The 17,431-nt window shown below is 69.1% G+C and carries 11 protein-coding genes; 5 read left to right on the top strand and 6 right to left on the bottom strand.

The annotated features are described in order from the left end of the window. The 3 genes from AB4Z01_RS25350 to AB4Z01_RS25340 all read right to left on the bottom strand — a co-directional run. Positions 1-3,713, bottom strand: a 3,713-nt coding sequence (locus AB4Z01_RS25350; RefSeq protein ID WP_441698636.1) for a beta strand repeat-containing protein, incomplete at its 3' end; no start/stop codon positions are given. Between the two features lie 872 nt (positions 3,714-4,585). After that, positions 4,586-5,692 (bottom strand): helix-turn-helix domain-containing protein, encoded by a 1,107-nt coding sequence (locus AB4Z01_RS25345; protein WP_441698635.1) that lies wholly within the window; start codon positions 5,690-5,692, stop codon positions 4,586-4,588. A gap of 602 nt (positions 5,693-6,294) precedes the next feature. Then, positions 6,295-7,224, bottom strand: a complete 930-nt coding sequence (locus tag AB4Z01_RS25340) for a helix-turn-helix domain-containing protein (RefSeq protein WP_441698634.1) — start codon at positions 7,222-7,224, stop codon at positions 6,295-6,297. A gap of 313 nt (positions 7,225-7,537) precedes the next feature. Here AB4Z01_RS25340 and AB4Z01_RS25335 point away from each other — a divergent pair, with 313 nt between their 5' ends. Next, complete coding sequence (locus AB4Z01_RS25335; RefSeq protein WP_441698633.1) at positions 7,538-8,581, top strand: LacI family DNA-binding transcriptional regulator; 1,044 nt, start codon at positions 7,538-7,540, stop codon at positions 8,579-8,581. Between the two features lie 25 nt (positions 8,582-8,606). On the opposite strand, the gene AB4Z01_RS25330 is transcribed toward AB4Z01_RS25335, so the two are convergent. Continuing rightward, positions 8,607-9,512: a helix-turn-helix domain-containing protein gene (locus tag AB4Z01_RS25330; protein WP_441698632.1), complete on the bottom strand. Its 906-nt coding sequence runs from the start codon at positions 9,510-9,512 to the stop codon at positions 8,607-8,609. A 929-nt stretch (positions 9,513-10,441) separates the two neighbouring features. Here AB4Z01_RS25330 and AB4Z01_RS25325 point away from each other — a divergent pair. Beyond that, positions 10,442-11,443, top strand: a complete 1,002-nt coding sequence (locus AB4Z01_RS25325) for a helix-turn-helix transcriptional regulator (RefSeq protein WP_441698631.1) — start codon at positions 10,442-10,444, stop codon at positions 11,441-11,443. A gap of 4 nt (positions 11,444-11,447) precedes the next feature. Here the strand turns inward: AB4Z01_RS25325 and AB4Z01_RS25320 are convergent, their stop codons facing one another. Further along, complete coding sequence (locus AB4Z01_RS25320; protein WP_441698630.1) at positions 11,448-12,065, bottom strand: hypothetical protein; 618 nt, start codon at positions 12,063-12,065, stop codon at positions 11,448-11,450. Positions 12,066-12,375: 310 nt separating this feature from the next. On the opposite strand from AB4Z01_RS25320, the gene AB4Z01_RS25315 reads away from it, so the two are divergent. Both AB4Z01_RS25315 and AB4Z01_RS25310 read left to right on the top strand, forming a co-directional pair. Beyond that, positions 12,376-13,179, top strand: a complete 804-nt coding sequence (locus AB4Z01_RS25315) for an endonuclease/exonuclease/phosphatase family protein (RefSeq protein ID WP_441698629.1) — start codon at positions 12,376-12,378, stop codon at positions 13,177-13,179. A 156-nt stretch (positions 13,180-13,335) separates the two neighbouring features. After that, complete coding sequence (locus tag AB4Z01_RS25310) at positions 13,336-14,187, top strand: universal stress protein (RefSeq protein ID WP_441698628.1); 852 nt, start codon at positions 13,336-13,338, stop codon at positions 14,185-14,187. On the opposite strand, the gene AB4Z01_RS25305 is transcribed toward AB4Z01_RS25310, so the two are convergent. Beyond that, positions 14,174-15,484 carry an MFS transporter gene (locus AB4Z01_RS25305; RefSeq protein WP_441698627.1) on the bottom strand — a complete coding sequence of 437 codons (1,311 nt, stop codon included), beginning with the start codon at positions 15,482-15,484 and terminating at the stop codon, positions 14,174-14,176. The two genes, AB4Z01_RS25310 and AB4Z01_RS25305, sit on opposite strands and share 14 nt — an antisense overlap. Positions 15,485-15,691: 207 nt before the next feature. Here AB4Z01_RS25305 and poxB point away from each other — a divergent pair, with 207 nt between their 5' ends. After that, positions 15,692-17,419, top strand: a complete 1,728-nt coding sequence (poxB, locus tag AB4Z01_RS25300; RefSeq protein WP_441698626.1) for a ubiquinone-dependent pyruvate dehydrogenase — start codon at positions 15,692-15,694, stop codon at positions 17,417-17,419. Positions 17,420-17,431 lie beyond the last annotated feature (12 nt).

Genomic DNA, 17,431 nt, shown 5'->3' with positions numbered 1-17,431 from the left:
GTCACCGAGCCCGAGCCCAGCGCCACGGCGCCGGCCTGGCCGGCCGTGGCGCCGTTGCCGAGCGCCATCGCGTTGCCCGCGCCGGCCGCCGCCGCGTTGCCCAGAGCGACGGTGCTGGTACCGGTGGCGTTCGCGGCGTTGCCCAGCGCCACGGCGCCGAGGCCGTTGGCGATGTTGGTGTTGCCGAGCGCCACGGCGCCGGTGCCGTTGGCGGTGTTGTTCGCGCCCATGCCGATGGCGCCGGTGCCGGTGACTGTGTTGGGGTCGCCGATCGCGACCGCACCGTTGCCGGTGACGACCTGGCCCTCGCCGATCGCCACCGCGCCGGTGCCGCCGTTCACCTTCGAGTTATGGCCGATCGCAACCGAGCCGGGGCCGGCCGCAGCGGCCACCGTATTGGTGTCGCCCAGCGCCACGCTCGACGCTGCCAGCGCCTGCGAGCTGTTGCCCACCGCCGTCGAATTCGCGCCTGCCGCGTTGGCGAGGACGCCGACCGCCGTTGCGTTCGCCGCGGTCGCCTGAGCAGCGCGGCCGAGGGCCGCCGCGAAATTCGATGAGGCGATGGCGCCGCCGCCGACGGCCAGAGAACTGGTGCCGCTGGCGTTGGCGCTGACCCCGAAAGCGCCCGCCGCCGCGCCGGACGCGACCGACCCGGCGCCGACCGCCGTCGAATTGAGGCCCGTTGCATTCGCCTGGAAGCCCAACGCCGAGGCCGCTTGCGCCGTCGCATGCGAGTTCGGGCCGATCGCCGCGGTGTTGGTGTCCGCGGCCTGCGCGCCGGGGCCGACCGCCGTGGCCAGCTGGGCGGACGCGTTGGAGGAGACGCCCAGCGCCAGGCTGTTGGTGGCGCTGGCATTGGCATTGGCGCCGATCGCGGTCGAGCCGCTGGCCCCCCCGGCCGCGGCGAGCACGCCGATCGCGACCGACTGGGTGGCCGACGCATTCGCCGAGTCACCGAATGCGACGGACTGGTTCCCGCCGGCATTGGCCTCGCTGCCGAAGGCCGCCGCGTTGACGCCGTCAGCGCGAGCGAAATTGCCCACCGCGGTGGCGTTCACCGCGGTCGCGCCTGCCCGATTGCCGATGGCCGTGGTCGCTGAGGCGGTGCTGCCGGCTGCCGTACCGAGGGCGATGGAGTTGGGGCCTGACGCAAGGTTGATCGCGCCGATGGCGATGGAGGTCCCGCCCGTTGCGTTGGCTTGGTTGCCGATCGCGATGTCGCTGGTCTTTTCCGCGGCGGCTGCGAGCCCCAGCGCCACCGAGCCATTTCCGGTGGCGTTTGCCTGGTTACCGACAGCCGTGGCCCATGTTCCCGCCGCCACGGCGCCGACACCGGCGGCCATCGCGTTGACACCGCTGGCGCCGTTGTTGCTGTAGTTCGCCCCGTGCACGCCGGCGTCATTGACGCTGTAATAGTGGACGGCCGCGCCCGCGATGTTCGCTTCCAGGGCCTGGTTCGTGGCGAAGAGCTGGCTGCCGTTGATGGCGTCGGTCGAGGTGGCGGAGATCCGCCCCGCCGCGACATTGGTGATGGTGCGCTCGGCGCCGACCGCGCCGACGCTGACCGTCCTGGTCGGAGTCGCGCCAGCGAAGTTGTAGGTGGTGCCGCCGATCACCGTACTGGCGGTGCCGACCGCGGCCGCCGTCACCGAGCCCGAGCCCAGCGCCACCGACCCTGCCTGGCCGGCCGTGGCGCCGTTGCCGAGCGCGACCGCGTTGTTCGCGCCGGCCGCCGCCGCGTTGCCCAGGGCGACGGTGCTGGTGCCGGTGGCGTTCGCGGCATTGCCCAGCGCCACGGCACCGAGGCCGTTCGCGATGTTGGTGTTGCCCAGTGCCACCGCGCCGTTGYCGGTCGCCGCGTTGTTGGCGCCCATGCCGACCGCGCCGGTGCCACTGACTGTGTTCGGGTCGCCGATCGCCACGGCGCCATTGCCGGTGACGACCTGGCCTTCGCCGATCGCCACCGCGCCGGTGCCGCCGTTCACTGCCGAATTGTGGCCGATCGCCACCGAGCCGGGGCCGGCCGCTGCCGCCACGGTGTTGGTGTCGCCCAGCGCTACGCTCGAGGCCGCGAGCGCCTGTGAGCTGTCGCCGATCGCCGTGGCGCTCGCGGCCGTCGCATTGGCCGTTGTGCCGATGGCGATGGAATCCAGGCCTGCGGCATTGGCCGCACGTCCCCCGGCGAACGCATTGGTCGCTCCTGCCGTGGAGCCGGCACCGATCGCCGTGGAATTCAATGCCGTGGCCGTGGCGAAGGAGCCCACGCCGATCGAGCCAGCTGCGGTGGCACTGGCCGAACGGCCGACCGCGGCCGCATTGGTGCCGCTTGCGACCGCGGCGGCGCCCAGCGCCGTGGCGCTCGGGCCCTGGGCGGCCGCGTTGTTGCCGACCGCCGTGGCGGAAACGTCCGTGGCCTGAGCCCCCGACCCCGACGCGACCGAGCCGACTCCGCTCGATACGGTCCCGTTGCCCGTGGCCACCGAGAAGTTGCCGGCCGCGCTGGCGGTGGGGCCGACCGCGACGGCGCCCTGGCCCGCAGCGTTGGCGCTGACCCCGATGGCGATGGTGCCACCCACGGCGGTCGCCTTCGAGGCGCGGCCCATGGCGAGCGAGTCCTGGGCGGAGGCCGTGACATCGGTGCCGATGCCGATGGCGCTCTGCGCGGTGGCGCCCGTCCCCGCGACGGTGCGCGCGCCGAGATAGATCGAGTTCACGGCCGAAGAGATCGACTGCCAGCCGATCGCGATCGAGCTGTTGTTGCTCGAAGTGGCCGCCAGGCCCAGGGCCACCGAAGCGAGGCCGCTGGCGTTGGCCGCGGTCCCGATCGCGACAGCATTCTCGGCGGTCGACTGCGCCGCAAATCCCATTGCGGTCGACTGGAAGGCGTTGGCGAGCGCGAACCCGCCGAAGGCCGACGAGCTGACGCCAATCGCCTTGGTGTTGGAACCCACGGCGATCGAATTGCCGCCGCTGGCGGCCGAACTGACGCCCAGCGCCGTCGAATTCCCCCCACTGGCCACCGAAGCGATGCCCAGCGCCGTCGCATTCCCCCCGCTGGCGGTGGACGTGTTGCCGACAGCGGTTGACCCTACGCCGCTTGCCGTGGAGTTGACGGCGAAGGCCGTCGAACCGTCAGCGACCGCACGGGCGTTTCCACCCAGGGCGAGGGCGTTGGTGCCGGTCGCGTTCGAGAAGACGCCGATGGCGATCGCGTTCAGGCCGTTGGTGCTGTTGGTGTAGCCGATCGAGATCGACCCGTCGCCGGTGGCGGTGGTGCTGGTGCCCAGCGCCACGCTGTTCTGGCCATTGGCGTGGGCGCCGGTGCCCACGGCGGTCGAGGCGGGGCCGGGATTGGTGCTGCCGGGGCCGATGAGGACCTGCGCGAAGGCCTGGGTCGGAAGCTGCGCCACCAGCGTCGCCAGCGAGATGGCGGCGTAGAGTCCCCTGGCCCGGCGCAGCACCCCAAACAGGGTGGCCGGCGCCGTCGCGGCGCCGGCCACGGCGAGCGTGGCGCCGCCGACGGCGCCGCCGGTGCCGAGGGCCCCGAGACCCAGCCGGTCCCGCTTCATGCCCAGCGCGCGATGCGCCAGGCGCAGCGCCGCCATCAGGCGCCGCCGCAGGGACTTGCTGGGCTGGTCGGCACCGGCGACCCAGTTGCTGGCGAAATGGGAGGAATGACGCCGGACGCTGTGCTTGATCTGGGTGTCGCTCATGATGTCACTCCCCGCTGAAATGCCAGCCTGAAACGCGTGCGCCGCCGGTACGCCCGGCGGCTGATGGATGAAGGAATCGGATGATTCCGGTGCGTGCCGCGGATCCGGGGGCCGTCCCTCCGGCCCGTCCGCAAACGCATCGGCGGCGGGCCCGTTCGGCGCCGCCGCTTCGATATCCAGGGACCGATCATCCGATCGATTCATCCCACCCCTCCCCGCATGACCTGCCGGCACAAGCCGGCCGCAGCACCGATCCACGCCAACCGCACAGGATTGGCCAGGACCAGCGTCCTTCCCGGTCGCCGAACCGAAGACAATCGAAGTAAAAGCCAATTCTCTCTTCGCCGACCGGCGTCCGCTGGAATGGCCTTGTTGCTTCGATCTTGTCCGACAACCGCACGAGGCAAGAATTCCTCACGGCTCGGTTGCCGTCACTCCGCTGGGCGTCCCAATAATTGGCATGGCGTCCCATTCGTGGCTTCGGCGCCGCCCCTGTGTCTCGACGGCCACAAGCCCCTGCAATTTGAGGAGAATCCGGGCGAGGCGGGCGTGTCCGCCCGGTGACGGCTCTATGAGTCCGCCTCCCTCACGCGCTATCGGATTCACCCAGTCTCCGCGCGCTATGAAATTGCCTCTCCCGCTTGCGGGAGAGGTCGGGCTCGCGCAGCGAGACCGGGTGAGGGCGGCTCGGCCGCGACACCAAAATCGGCGTTTCAGGATGGAGGATCACGCGCTCGCTCCTGGCAGAGCTGTGCTTTCGGCGAGGCGCTATCCCCTCACCCGGACATCCTTCGGATGTCCGACCTCTCCCGCAAGCGGGAGAGGCAATCCGCTCGTATGCCCGCTGCCGGTGTGCCGCGGCGGCCGCCGGCTCATTCCGCGGGGGCGAGGCCGATCCGCCGATTGTCGGCCTCGGCGGCCGGCCTTCCGGTCTTGCGCCAGGCGTCGCGGGCCTCGCGCGGGCTGAAGCCGAATTCCCGCCGGAACGCCCGGGTGAAGTCCGAGGCCAGCTTGAAGCCGCAGCTATAGGCGATGTCCTGGATCCGCCGCCCGCTCTCCTGGGTCAGGGCGGCATGGGCGGCGAACAGCCGGCACTGCTGGATGTAGCGCGACACCCCGCCGGCCTGCTCGAACACCCGGTACAGGTTCGAGCGCGAGACGCGCAGGTCCTGGGCCACGCGCTCCGGCGTCAGCTCGGGGTCGCCAAAATGCGCCTGGATGTGCGAGCGGGCGCGGTCGAACAGGATCGAGGCGATGGCGCTGCGCGCCTGCTCCTGCCGGTCGCGGGACGGCCCGACGCAGGCCGTCAGCATCTCGGCCGTGGCCCGCCCCGCCAGCGCCAGCTCCTCCGGCGACATGCCGATCAGCCGCGCCTCGAGGCTGCGCAGATAATCGACCAGGAGGGCCGAGAGCGGCCCGGTCATGACCGTGCCCGAGGCGGCGTCGAAATTCGCGGCGGCAGAGACGAACAGGTCGCGCGGCAGGGTCAGGGACACTCCGCCATGGTGGGTCGCGCGGCCCCGGAACGGCTCGTCCAGCGACAGCAGGAACAGATCGCCCGGCCGGATATGGACCTGGCCGTCTGGGGTCTCGACCCAGATCTCCCCGACCGTCAGCAGCGTCAGGCGCCAGCAGCCGACCGGCGTGCGGCGCCGCCCCCCTCCCCCGGCCTGGCCGAAGGAATGGGCATCGGCATGGCCATAGGCCAGCCACAGGCCGCCCAGGCCGCAGGTCATGAACTCGGCGACGAAGCCTTGCGCGGGCGTCACGCCGGGCGGCAGGCCGACATCCATCAGCGGAGCGTGATGCGCGTGCCAGGCCTCGAACTGCTGCTCCGGCTCATAGGCCAGGGTCGAGACGCCGCGTGGCGCCGACGGCCGCTTGTCGGCGAAATCGCGCGGCGCTGGCGGGAACGGCTCCCACCCCAGCACGTCGCGATAATGGTCGAGCTGAACCCGGTCCTGCCATCCGGGGCGCACGGACGGCGCGGCCGCCGGCTGGAGCCGACGGTCCTCACCCGGCCATCCCGGCATCGGGTATGACATCCCTGCGACGGACCCGCCCGGGATCACGGGAGCGAGCCCGGCCAGGGCGCCGGTCGCCGCATCGTCCGCGAAAGGCCGGGCCGCGAAAGGCTGGGCTTCCGACCGGTTCATTCCGCCTTCCCTCATGACGAGCCGAGAGGGCCCGGCACCGATCTGCCCGGATGGCGGTGGGCCGGCGTCTCCGCGGCCCGCACCAGCGGCCGTCCATTCCTGGGACGCCGAAATGATTGCCCCGCGAGTGTGGATCGTTCCCCAGACCATCTGCATATCGGTGAAGGTAATTTGCATATTCCTGAATGCTGCATCACCCGCGACGTCGTTTGGTGCAGCCCGATCTCCTAAATCGAGCAATTGTTGTGGCAACCAGCGCATCCGTCGCAGCGAGGCGGCATATTTCAGGCAAAAAATATTACTAAACTGTAATCTATATTTTCGATTACAAGTCGAATTCGGACTGACGGAGGATGATTGCGAGCCATTCTCTTGAACAAGTCTGGCCTCTGGCCGGCGGATCTGTCCGGCCGGAATGCGGGCGGCTAGGCGCGCGGCACGCGGCCGAAATGGCGCTTGTAGTTGCGATAGAAGGTCGAGGGATTGGAGAAGCCATGGTCCAGGATCACGCTCGCGACCTTCTGCCCGCCCGCCTCGATCTCACGCCGCGCGGCTTCGAGCCGCGCCGTCATCACCGTCTCGTGCAGCGAGGCGCGGTTGTCGTAGAAGATGCTGTAGAGCTTGCGCTTCGATATGGCGAAGGTGCGGGCCAGAAGGTCGGCGCCGAGGGCCGGGTTCTTCACGTTCTGGGCGATGAAGCCCTTGATCCGCTGATAAAGGCCGTGGTCGGGGCGCGAGGCGTCCTCGCCGTCCTCACCCGCCAGATAGTCGCGGATCGCGGCCCCGATATAGTCGAAGATCGGAATGTCGCGCTGGCACGGCCCGATCTCGCCGCCTTCCGGCTGAACCAGATCGGCCAGGCCGAGGATGTAGTCCGCCAGCGCGGCGCTGGTCGTGACCACGACGCCGGACGCCTTGGCCAGGGCCGGCGGCTCGGCCCCGGCAACCTGGAGCACATCCAACTCGCAGGCGCCCGCCGTCCCGGCCGACAGCGCCAGGCTGAACTCGATATCGCCGCCGATCACGACCACCGAATTCGGTGACAGCGGCCGCCCGGTCTCCCCCACCGTCAGGTGGCCGTTTTCGCGCAGAACCAGGACCAGGAAATGCGGCCCGTCGCAGGGCCGGCCAGGGCGCGTGAGCACCCCGGGAGTGATGCGCAGATGGGCCGCCCCGCTGCAGCCGACCAGGTTGAACCGGATCGCGGCGCGGAAATCCCCGCCGTCCGGCGCGAAGGTCGCGCCGAGCACGGAGTCGCAGACCTGCCGGGCGAACGCCTCCGCATCGGCGAAGAGGATCGATCCGGAGACGGAGTTGCCTTGCCTGGCGGTGTCGTGGGACGCTATCCGGCGCATCGGTCGGTTGGTGAAAGTGGGTGGGGGGAAAATCGCCCCTGGGCAGACAGCATTCGCCTGCCTGGAGTCTGGTTGGCCCTGCATTACGGAACGAACCCTTCCATCCGTTCCGGCCAATGCTTGGCAATCGTTTGCCAACGATAGTGATTGTCGGATTGTTTGCAAGATTTTTCTTCCGGCCCGCTGAGCCCCCCGGGACACCCCCGCCAGCCCGCCACATTTGCAACAATTCTTTCATCGACGAGACGGGGGCGGAGGGAGCACGGACGGCATGCCAAGGCGACCCAAGGACGGCCGGAATTCGGGGCCGTTGATGAGCGATGTCGCGCGCCTGGCAGGCGTCGCCACCTCGACGGTCAGCCGCGCCCTCACCGTTCCCGGCCGGATCAACGAGGAGACCCGGCGGCGCGTCGCCGCCGCGGCGGAACAGCTGGGCTACATCCCGAACGCCGCGGCACGGAGCCTGCGCGCCGGCAAATCCACCAACATCATGGCCACCCTGCCAGGCCCGAGCACCATCTTCGGCGTCGCCCAGATCATTCCCGCGGTGGTGCAGAGCCTCTCCGCCACCCTCTCGGAGCACGGCTTCGACCTGCTGTTCTGCAACCGCAACTCCCCGGCCGCCGAGCGGCACATCCTCGGCCAGGCCTTCGGCGGCTCCGTCCGCGGCGTGGTCGTGTTCGGCGCCGCGGTCCTGCCGTCCTATGGCCGCCGGTCGCTCACCGACGCCGATGTCCCGGTGGTGTCGCTGCTGATCGACCGCAGCACGGCCGGCATCCCAAGCGTCATCACCAATGATCGCGGCGCGATGCGCGATGCCGTGCTCCACCTGATCGCCCTGGGCCACCGGACGTTTCTCTACGTCGCCGGCCCGGCCGGCAGCTATCACGAGGCCGAGCGATTTTCCGGGCTGCTCGATGCCCTGGCGGCGGCAGGCCTGCCCGAGCGGGCCGTCACCCGCCATGGCGGGCGTCTCGGGTTCCACGACGGCCTGCGGGCCGGCGTCGAGGCGGCGCAGTCATATCTGGCGATGAAGCGGCGCCCCACCGCCATCGTCTGCTGCGCCGACGATGGCGCGATCTCGTTCATCGGCACGGTCCGTTCGCACGGCGTCGCGGTGCCCGGCGACGTCTCGGTCCTCGGCTTCGACGGAGCCGCGGTCGGCGCGTTCTGCGATCCGCCCCTGACCACGCTGGCGCAGCCGACCCAGGATCTCGGATCCCGCGCCGCGGAGATCATGCTGCAGCTTCTGGAGGATGCCGCCGCCGCGCCGCCGCTGAAGACAACGCTGTCGAGCCAGCTGCTCCTGCGGGCCAGCACCGACGTCCCGCGGAGCGCACCGGGAAACTCCGCCTAGTTCCGGACGCGACCGCCCTTCCGGCCTATCCGGCCCGCGGCGTCCGGCCGAAGCGGCGCTTGTAGTTGCGGTAGAAGGTCGAGGCGTTGGTGAAGCCGTGGTCGCGGATCAGGCTCGCCATCTTCTGCCCGCCGGCCTCGATCACCCGATGCGCCGCCTCCAGCCGCGCCGCCATGATCATGTCGTGCAGCGACGCGCCGCTCTCGCCGACGACGGCGTACAGCTTGCGCTTGGAGATGCCGAATTCCCGGGCGATCAGATCGGCCCCCAGCTGCGGATGCCCGACATGGCTCTCGATGAAGGTCTGGATCCGGTGGAGCGACCGCGGCCCCTCAGGCTCCGCCGCATCGGCCTGCTGCACATAGTCCCTGATCGCCCTGCGGATGTAATCGAAGACCGGCATCCGTGCCGCCAGCGGCTCGTCCGCCCCGACCCCTTTGACGATCAGCCTGGCGTGGCTGGAAACGTAGCGGGCCAGCATGACGCTGGTCATGGCGATGCAGCCGGTCACCCGGCGCAGCTCCGGCAGGCTTGGCGCCGCGATGTGTAGCCAGTCGACCACACGGCCCTCGCCGCCGTCGTCGACCAGCTGCAGCTCGAAACCCCGGTCACCGTCGATGGCGGCGACCATGCCGGGCGCGAGGGCGCAGCTCTGCCCCCCGCTGACCAGCAGGCAGGCGCTCCAGGGCACCAGGACCAGATAGTGGTCGCCGAGCCGGGAGAAGCCCCCGGCCGGCCGGCGGATGACGCCGGGACCCGAGCGGATCTGGATGGCCCGGTGTCGGCCGACGAAGCCGAACAGCACATTGGCGGCCCCGGACTGGCTTCCCAGCGGCTCCAGCGCGGAATCGAGCAGCGGCTGGCACAGCCGCCGGCAATGCTCGTCCGGGCCGGCGCACAGGATGGATCCCCAGGCAGAACTCTCTTGCATGTCTCAATGCCTGCAGCGTCGGCATGCGTGCGGCGCGGTCATTCGGCCCCGTGGTAGGACTTTGCTCTCACGAAGAACATCAGGTCACCTTCCCGGACATGACGCATATCGGCGCCGCAGGCGATCGGGACGGGCTCTGCCGAGCCTCCGGGGCCACAAAACATCATCGGCAACTCCGCGACTCCGGCGAAGGAAAGTCTCATCTCAACCAGATTTCCGTTGCCTGGTCGGGGAAGCAAAATAGGTTCACGCAATTCATCAGACAGGCTCCCTCGATTTGTGCTTTCCGAACCGCACGGATAACTAAGCATGATGAATTTAAATCACAATAAGTTTATTATACCGCCTGAAATCGAAATAATTATTCATTTTGAATTACGGAAAGACAGAGAGTTCCAAAAACTGGAAGACCGGGGGCATTCCCCCTGAATCCTTACCGTTTCCGCTGCATCATGGTGACGTTATCATAGGGAACGTTCCCTGCCACCCCTGTTCCCGCGCACCGCCTGGATGGTCGGATCGCCGGAAAGTGTTCTTTGTAGTGGTAAAAATCGATCATGCCGTCCAGCCTGGAGCAGATCTTCGCCCAAAGCACGAGACGCGGCACACCGGCTGCCGGAGAGCTCAGCCGATGGGAAAAGCGCCCGGCCGGCGCGAGCATGGGCATGTGCATGTCGGAACTCCGGATCATCCGGCGCGCCGTCATCTCCGCATGGGGGAGCCTGCCCCGCGGCGCACCAGTCGATATTGTCCTGCATAATTTGATATCACATCTGCGCAGGACGATATTCCAAGTCGCGCCAACCGGTCTACCAACCCCGCTATATCGGATGCATGCGCGCCGACCCCGGCCTTCATCGCCGCCTGGACGGCCGCGGAGACGGATGCCGACCCCTCCGATGTTCCCGCCATTCCGGTGATGCAAGACGATGGTCATCCCCCACCAAACCGCCGCCGCCGGCCAACGCGTCACGACATCCGGCTCGATGCTGTATGAGGGGGGTGTCGACTATTTCCGGTCGCAGTTCTGCCAGCCCCTGCTGCACGCGGACTTCGTGCCGACCACCGATGTGCCGTTCCGGGTCACGGCCAAGCTCGGCATCGTCGACGACCATCGATCCCTGCGGCTGTACTGCACGCCGGGAATCCTGCGCCGCCGCGGCGCGCTGGGCAGCCCCGCCCCCGACCATTGCCTCGTCATCGCCACCGGCAACAGCTGCGCGCTGCTGATCAAGGACCAGACCGTCCGGCTGAAGCCGGGCGCGGCCGTCGTCCTCGACGGCAGCTGCGATTTCGATCTGGTCCTGGAGAAGGAGTCCGGGCGCTCCTGTCTCCTCGACTGGCTGCACATCACCCAGGGCGCCGACGCCCTGTTCCCGGGCCTGGAGGCGCTCGCGGTGATCAACAGCGAGGCGATCACGACCTATATCCGGTTCCACAACGAGCTGATGACCAGCGACCAGGGGGCGGAGCTGACGGCCATCCCGGAGGTTCCGTCGTTCAACCATCTGGTCGAGATCATCCGTGCCTATCTGCTCGGGATGGTTCCGTCTCGGACTCACGACAGAGACCGGCTGCTGCTCCAGCAGATCAAGAGGCACATCACCGAGAACCTAAGCAGCCGGGACCTCTCGCCCGAATCCATCGCCCGGCATTTCGAGATCTCGCCACGAAAGCTGTATGGACTGTTCGAACGGCTGGGCGCTTCCCTGCGCGAGACCATCATCACCCTGCGGCTCGAAGCCGCGCATCGCGATCTCGAGCAGGGCAGGAAGAAGGTGGCGACCATCCTGCTGGATTACGGCTTCAGCAACGCGTCGACCTTCTATCGGCTATACAAGAAGCATTTCGGCCAGCCGCCGCGGTCCGGGCGCGGCACGGCGGCGGCGCCGGGCAGGCGCCCGGAGGCCTCGGCGACGGACGACCTCTGACAGGTCAGGCCCAGAGCAGGGCGGCCGTCAGAACCACGGGCAGCCAGAACAGGCTGGCCAGGCACACGCCGACCACGATCGGCTCCGGCCGCATGCCCTCGTCACCCGGGCGACGGGAGCGCAGCTCGCCGACGCAGCGGCGGAGAAAGATGCTCTCGTCCGTCGTGTCGAGCGGCCAGGGCGCCTCTGCCTCGGCCAAGAAGGATTCCGCGATCTCCGTGACCTCCTTGCCGCCGATCCACCATTGGGCCCGCCGCACGCTGCCGTCGTTGGTCCACTCGATGACCGCGGGCCCGCTGGTTCGGTGCCGGCGGTGATGCAGGTACCAATGCTCGACGCGGCTGCCGTCCCGGTTGTGGCGAACATAGGCGGGCCCGTCGATGCGGTGGGCGCCATCCGCGCTGAACCACCATTCGGACTTCAGCGAGCCGTCGGGGCGATACACGATCAGCGGCGCCTCGAAACGGGTTCCGGACACGTACTGGTCTTCCTGCGGGACGACGTGGCCCGGGTCGCCCTTCGGATCCCTCGCGCCGTCTCGACGCGGCAGATAAAGCACGTTGTCGCTGCCGGGCTCGCCGTATCGCCGCTGATCTGGCATCGGTTCGGCGTCTCGGTCCATGATTTCCCGAACTCCATCCTCAGAAATTATCTTCGATTATTCACAGCCGGCAGCACTGAAGAACAAAGAGAACGATATCCTGATCTCTGCAGATCTGTTCTTATTCTGTGCACCACGGATTTGTTCGATTTTTTCGGAATAAGCAACGGAGCCGCCGGTGATCACGCACCCGCAGGTCCCTGCCGTCCCGGTCGTCGCGGCCGGGCTCGGGGCGGTACATTCCGTCGCGGCATCTTGGCATCGGCGCCGTGGTAGATTAAATCCCGTTAGTCCCGGGCGCTGTCTGACGGTCCCGGCTTTCGGAACCGAGATGGCCCCCTACGACGCATCCTTCCGCACCGGCACCCTGCCCGAGACACCGACGGCCCCCGCCCGCACGGTCGTGGTCGGGTCGTACAACGTGCACAAATGCGTCGGCCTGGACAGGCGCTTCGACCCGCTGCGCATCGCCGGCGTGGTCGCCGAGCTCGACGCCGACGTGGTCGCGCTGCAGGAGGTCGACCGCCGGTTCGGCCGCCGTTCCGGCCTGCTCGACGCCGAGACGCTGCGCCGCGACAGCGGCCTGCACCTGGTGCATGTCTCCGACCTGCCCGACGGCCACGGCTGGCACGGCAACGCCCTGCTGGTGCGGGACGGCACGGTCACCCGCCTGCGCCGCCTGACGCTGCCGGGCGCCGAGCCGCGCGGCGCCATCGTCACCGAACTGGCACTGCCCGCCGGCCGCCTGCGGGTGGTGGCGGCTCATTTCGGCCTGCTCCGGCGCTGCCGGATGCGCCAGGCCACGATGATCCTCGACGAGATCGCCGAGGGCGAGAGCATGCCGACGCTGCTGGTGGGCGACCTCAACGAATGGCGTCCCGGGCGGCGCTCGTCGCTGCGGCCGCTCGGCGCGTTGTTCGGGCCGCTGCAGGCCAGCCCGCCCAGCTTCCCCGCGCCGCTGCCGCTGGTCTCGCTCGACCGCATCCTGGGCTGGCCGCAGGGCGTGCTGCGCCAGGTGGACGTCCATCGCAGCGCGCTGTCGCGGATCGCCTCGGACCACCTGCCGCTCAAGGCCGTGATCGACCTGGGCGTCTCCCTGCCGGCCGACACCACCCGGCTGTACCAGGCCGCCTGACCCGAGGCGCTCCGGCGCTGTCGAGGCGGCCCGGTCCGCCGCGGTCTTGGATTGGCGCGCTTCCATCCCAGGTTGTTGAGTCCGGGCCGGCATTGAGTCAGTCTTCCATCGTCGCCGATCGCCCAGCGCGGGCCCGGCCAACATGGAGTCGATCGCATGGCCAAGATCCTCGCCTGTATCGACGGCTCGATCTACTCCCACAGCATCTGTGACCTTTCGGCCTGGGCGGCGTCGCGGCTGAACCAGCCGGTCGAGCTGCTGCACGTGCTGGGCCGCCGCGAGGTATCGACCATCCCGGTCGACATCAGCGGCACGCTGGTCGCCTATTCCCAGGACATCCTGGCCGAGCTGGCGGCGATGGACGAGCAGCGGGCCGGCCTGTCGCAGAAGCGCGGTCGGCTGATCCTCGACGAAGGCCGCACCCGGCTGCGGGAAGCCGGAATCGTCGATGTCGAGACCCATCTCTACAATGGTGACCTAGTCGAAACGGTCGGCGAGTTCGAGCCGGAGGCCAGCGTCATCGTCATCGGCAAGCGCGGCGAGGCGGCCGACTTCGCCAAGCTGCATCTCGGCTCGAATCTCGAACGGGTGGCGCGCGCGGCGAAGAAGCCGGTGCTGGTGGCCGCCCGCACCTTCAAGCCGATCCGGCGCTTCCTGATCGCCTTCGACGGCGGCCCGAGCGTGACCAAGGCGGTCGAGCTGATCGCCAACGGCCAGTTGCTGCGCGGGCTGGAGGGCCATCTGCTGATGGCCGGCAGCCCGGACGAGGAGGCCGAGGCCAAGCTGGATGCCGCCGAGGCCAGGCTGCGCGATGCCGGCTGGGATATCCGCGCCCGGATTCTGCCGGGCGAGCCCGAGGCGGTGATCGCGGCGGAGGTGGCGGCGGCGTCGATCGACCTGCTGGTGATGGGCGCCTACGGCCATTCCCGCATCCGCAACCTGATCATCGGCAGCACCACCACCGCGATGGCGCGGTCCTGCCTGATCCCGGTTCTCATGATGCGGTGAGCGGCGACCGGCCCTCCCGCCGCATCAGCCACAGGCCGACCCCGCAGCCGAGCACGCACAGCGCCAGCATGTAGTGCAGATGCGCCAGCGGATCCGCGGCCAGCAGCAGCGGCACCAGCACCGGCGTCAGCCCACCGAACACGGCGTAGGAGATGTTGTAGGAGAAGGACAGGCCGCTGAACCGGATCGCCGCCGGGAAGGCGCGGACCATGACGACGGGCACCCCGCCGACCACGCCGACGAGCAGGCCGGCCAGGGCATAGGTCGGCAGCAGCAGCTCGGGGCTGGCGGCGCCCTTGGTGTAGAGCAGCCAGACGCCGATCCCCAGCAGCGGGCAGCCGATGGCGAAAAGCCGCCCCGCCCCGATCCGGTCGACGATCAGCCCGGCCAGGATGACACCGGCCGCCAGCCCCAGCGTGGCCAGGTTGTTGGCCAGCAGCGCCTGCGTCGGCGGCACGCCGTGCAGCTTCTCCAGCAGCGCCGGCGTCATCAGGACGACCACGACGATGGCGCCCGACAAGAGCCAGGTCAGCAGCACCGAGACCAGCACCGCGCCGCGGTGGTCGCGCAGCACCGCCTTCAGCGGCAGCTCCGCCGCCAGCGCCTTGCGGGCCTGCATCTCCTGGAAGATCGGGGTCTCGTGCAGCATCCGGCGCAGATGCACCGAGAGCAGGCCGAAGGCCCCGCCCAGCAGGAAGGGCAGCCGCCAGGCCCAGCCGGCGATCTCGGCCTGGCCGAAGCTGCCATTGATCGCGGTCGCCACCAGCGACCCCAGCAGGATGCCGGCGGTCAGCCCCGCGGTCAGCGTGCCGCAGGCATAGCCGATGCGGTTCGCCGGCACATGCTCGGCCACGAACACCCAGGCGCCCGGGACCTCGCCGCCGATCGCCGCCCCCTGCAGGATGCGCAGCACCAGCAGAGCGATCGGCGCCCAGACGCCGAGCTGGGCATAGGTCGGCAGCAGCCCCATGCCGAGCGTGGCCGCCGCCATCAGCAGGATGCTGAAGGTGAACATCCGCTTGCGGCCGAACAGGTCGCCGAAATGCGCCATGACGATGCCGCCCAGCGGCCGCACCAGATAGCCGACCGCGAACACGCCGAAGGTCTGCAACTGGCGCAGCCAGTCCGGCATGTCCGGCGGGAAGAACAGCTGCCCGATCACCGCCGCGAAGAACACGAAGATGACGAAGTCGTAGAATTCCAGCGCGCCGCCGAGCGCGGCCAGGCCGAGGGTGCGGTAGTCGCCGGCGGTCAGGCGCCGGGCCGATGGCAGGTCGGCGGCGATGGCATGGGTCATGTCGGGCTCTGCCGTTCGATGAACGATTTGTCTTACCAAAGGGGTCGGTCGGGGACCCTAGACCAGCGCAGACTGCCCCGGCAGCGCTACGGCCGCATGTCGGGGTCCACGAAACCTGTTGCATCCGTCATCGAACGGTTCGGTCTTCGGATCGCGCTTCATCCGGCTATCATGCCGAAGCCCAACCCGATTGCAGGAGGACCGGTCGTGGCCAAGAGAACGGTTGCCGATATGATCGCCGATATGCTGGCCGATGCCGGGGTCCAGCGGATCTACGGCATCGTCGGCGATTCGCTGAACGGGCTGACCGACAGCCTGCGCCGGAAGAAGACGATCGACTGGGTCCGGGTGCGGCATGAGGAGGTGGCGGCCTTCGCCGCCGGGGCCGAGGCCCATCTGACCGGCGAGCTGGCGGTCTGCGCCGGCAGCTGCGGCCCGGGCAACCTGCACCTGATCAACGGCCTGTTCGACTGCCACCGCAACCGCGTGCCGGTGCTGGCGATCGCGGCGCATATCCCGAGCTCGGAGATCGGCCGCGGCTATTTCCAGGAGACCCATCCGCAGACCCTGTTCCAGGAGTGCAGCCATTATTGCGAGCTGGTCTCCGACCCGGCGCAGCTGCCCGGCGTGCTGGAGATCGCGATGCGTGAGGCGGTGGCCAAGCGCGGCGTCGCCGTCGTCGTCATCCCCGGCGACGTGGCGCTGAAGGAGATCGGCGACCGGCGCCATTCCCCGTTCCTGCTGCCGGCCCAGCCGGTGGTGGTGCCGGCCAAACCCGAGATCGAGCGCGCGGCGGCGCTGCTGAACGAGGCCCGGCGGGTCACCCTGTTCTGCGGCCGCGGCTGCGCCGGCGCCCATGAGGCGCTGATGGGCCTTGCCGAGACGCTGAAATCCCCCATCGTCCACGCCTTCGGCGGCAAGGAGTTCGTCGAGTACGACAATCCCTATGACGTCGGCATGACCGGACTGATCGGCTTCTCGTCCGGCTACTATGCGATGATGAACTGCGACGTGCTGCTGATGCTGGGCACGGACTTCCCCTACCGCCAGTTCTATCCGGCCGATGCGCGCATCATCCAGGTCGACATCCGGGCCGAGAATCTTGGCCGGCGCTGCAGCCTGGAGCTGGGGCTGGTCGGCGATGTCGGCGAGACCATCGCGGCGCTGCTGCCGCGGCTGGAGGTCAAGGACGACCGCGAGCATCTCGACGCCGCGCTGCAGGACTACGTCAAGTCGCGCGAAGGGCTGGACGACCTCGCGACCGGCAAGGCGGGCCGGCCGCCGATCCACCCGCAATATCTCACCAAGGTGGTCAGCGACCTTGCCGACGACGACGCCGTCTTCACCTTCGATGTCGGCACCCCGTCGGTGTGGGCAGCGCGCTATCTCAAGGTCAACGGCAAGCGGCGGCTGATCGGGTCGCTCAACCACGGCTCGATGGCCAACGCCCTGCCCCAGGCGATCGGCGCCCAGGCCGCCTATCCAAGGCGGCAGGTGGTATCGCTGTCCGGCGATGGCGGCCTGACCATGCTGATGGGCGACCTGATCACGCTGAAGCAGCAGAACCTGCCGGTGAAGGTGGTGGTCTACAACAACGGCGTGCTGGGCTTCGTGGCGATGGAGATGAAGGCGACCGGCTTCCTCGACACCTACACCGACCTGGAGAACCCGAACTTCGCGGCCATGGCGGAATCGATGGGCATCTTCGGCATCCGGGTCGAGGATCCGGGCGAGGTCGAGAACGCGATCCGGCGCGGCCTGCACCATGACGGGCCGGTGGTGATCGACGTCGCCACCAACAAGCTGGAGTTGATGATGCCGCCCACCGTCTCGGCCAGCCAGGTCGCCGGCTTCGGCATGTACATGCTGCGCGCCGTGATCAACGGCCGCGGCAGCGAACTGATCGAGCTGGCGAAGACCAATCTGCGGCGATAGGGCGCGACGGCG

Origin of the sequence: Inquilinus sp. YAF38 (assembly GCF_052113205.1) — a bacterium.
In the GTDB taxonomy this organism is placed as follows: Bacteria; Pseudomonadota; Alphaproteobacteria; order DSM-16000; family Inquilinaceae; genus Inquilinus.
Note: the sequence above shows the minus strand (reverse complement) of the source record. Positions and strands in the feature narration are given on the sequence as shown.

Coding starts and splice junctions, on each gene's coding strand:
- AB4Z01_RS25340 (WP_441698634.1), bottom strand. CDS start 7,224: ATGCGCCGGATAGCGTCCCACGACACCGCCAGGCAAGGCAACTCCGTC.
- AB4Z01_RS25310 (WP_441698628.1), top strand. CDS start 13,336: ATGGCCAAGATCCTCGCCTGTATCGACGGCTCGATCTACTCCCACAGC.
- AB4Z01_RS25325 (WP_441698631.1), top strand. CDS start 10,442: ATGGTCATCCCCCACCAAACCGCCGCCGCCGGCCAACGCGTCACGACA.
- AB4Z01_RS25315 (WP_441698629.1), top strand. CDS start 12,376: ATGGCCCCCTACGACGCATCCTTCCGCACCGGCACCCTGCCCGAGACA.
- AB4Z01_RS25335 (WP_441698633.1), top strand. CDS start 7,538: ATGAGCGATGTCGCGCGCCTGGCAGGCGTCGCCACCTCGACGGTCAGC.
- AB4Z01_RS25320 (WP_441698630.1), bottom strand. CDS start 12,065: ATGGACCGAGACGCCGAACCGATGCCAGATCAGCGGCGATACGGCGAG.
- AB4Z01_RS25305 (WP_441698627.1), bottom strand. CDS start 15,484: ATGACCCATGCCATCGCCGCCGACCTGCCATCGGCCCGGCGCCTGACC.
- AB4Z01_RS25330 (WP_441698632.1), bottom strand. CDS start 9,512: ATGCAAGAGAGTTCTGCCTGGGGATCCATCCTGTGCGCCGGCCCGGAC.